The organism is Thiorhodococcus drewsii AZ1 (assembly GCF_000224065.1).
In the GTDB taxonomy this organism is placed as follows: domain Bacteria; phylum Pseudomonadota; class Gammaproteobacteria; order Chromatiales; family Chromatiaceae; genus Imhoffiella; species Imhoffiella drewsii.
This window is the reverse complement of record NZ_AFWT01000117.1, coordinates 1-1,057: the sequence shown is the minus strand read 5'-3', so window position 1 is coordinate 1,057 and position 1,057 is coordinate 1. Positions and strand designations below refer to the sequence as shown.

The 1,057-nt window shown below is 53.4% G+C and carries 3 protein-coding genes; 2 read left to right on the top strand and 1 reads right to left on the bottom strand.

Features of this window, described 5'->3' with window-relative positions; translation table 11 throughout:
* A partial coding sequence (locus THIDRDRAFT_RS23285; protein WP_040846023.1) for a helix-turn-helix domain-containing protein occupies nt 1-192 on the bottom strand: 192 nt, incomplete at its 3' end.
* Between the two features lie 59 nt (nt 193-251).
* Here THIDRDRAFT_RS23285 and THIDRDRAFT_RS27475 point away from each other — a divergent pair.
* Both THIDRDRAFT_RS27475 and THIDRDRAFT_RS23280 read left to right on the top strand, forming a co-directional pair.
* Nucleotides 252-470, top strand: a complete 219-nt coding sequence (locus THIDRDRAFT_RS27475; RefSeq protein ID WP_083827602.1) for a transposase — start codon at nt 252-254, stop codon at nt 468-470.
* 69 nt (nt 471-539) lie between these two features.
* The gene (locus tag THIDRDRAFT_RS23280; protein WP_007043408.1) at nt 540-989 is read left to right on the top strand and encodes an IS5 family transposase; all 450 of its coding nucleotides are present in this window, start codon (nt 540-542) and stop codon (nt 987-989) included.
* Nucleotides 990-1,057 lie beyond the last annotated feature (68 nt).

Genomic DNA, 1,057 nt, shown 5'->3' with positions numbered 1-1,057 from the left:
GCGATAGCGCTTGAAGTGGTTGCGCACCGTATTCGGGTCGATCTGTAGCACCTCGGCGATTTGCTCCGCTGTCCAGCCGGTCGCGAGCAGAACAACCGCCTTGATCCGATCAGCCTCGCGTTTATCGCGCGTACCTCGGTGGGCCGCACGCAGTTCCGCGAGTTGCTTATCAGTGAGGTGGTAGTCAGGCATGGCGAAGATTCTACAGATTCGGTTGAGTGTCACAAAATGCCTGTCCGCAAAAAACTCAAATGAGAGCGGTATATCTCCCAACATACAGTCCAGAGCGTAATCCCGATGAGCATGTCTGGGAAGAGATCAAGGACAAGCAACTTCGTCGGCAGCCGATCAAAAATAATCGCGACCTGAAAAAGAGATTGCATTCAGCACTGAAGTCTCTGCAACATCGAACAGAGCGTGTCATCTCGTTCTTCCATCTTCCGGAAACGCGATATGCTGCTCAATTTTAATGTCCGGATATCACATTAGATGGCTATATGCCATGCTCGACAGCACCATCGTGAGCGCTCATCAACACAGTGCAGGAGCTCACCAAAAAAGGAGAGCAAGCCATCGGGCGCAGCAAAGGCGGATTGAGCACGAAGATTCATGCTCGAACCGATGCCTTGGGTAACCCGACGGGTTTTTATCTGACGGGAGGACAGGCCTCGGATTTGGTCGGTGCCGATCACTTGCCGGTCGATCTGGAGGTCGAAGCTCTGCTCGCGGACAAGGCCTATGATGCGGATGAGCGGGTGCTTGATGTGTTGGAAGCATGCGGGGCGATAGCGGTAATTCCACCGAAGCGCAACCGCCTAGTCCAACGCGCTTACGACAAGGAATTGTATAAAGCGCGCCATCTGATTGAAAACTTTTTCTCGAAGATCAAGCATTTCAGAGCGATTGCCACCCCTCAGTGTCAGGATAAGCTGTCTCGCAACTTTCTCGCCGGTGTGCACTTGGCCTCAGCATGCGTCCTACTTAATTGATGACAGGCCCTAGTGATGGTGACGAATGGGTTGGCGACAGAGGGCTACGGGCGGTATCGTCTGAGTCG

What these genes read in the sequence shown, in the direction of transcription:
- THIDRDRAFT_RS27475 (WP_083827602.1), top strand. Translation starts at nt 252, where the DNA reads ATGAGAGCGGTATATCTCCCAACATACAGTCCAGAGCGTAATCCCGAT.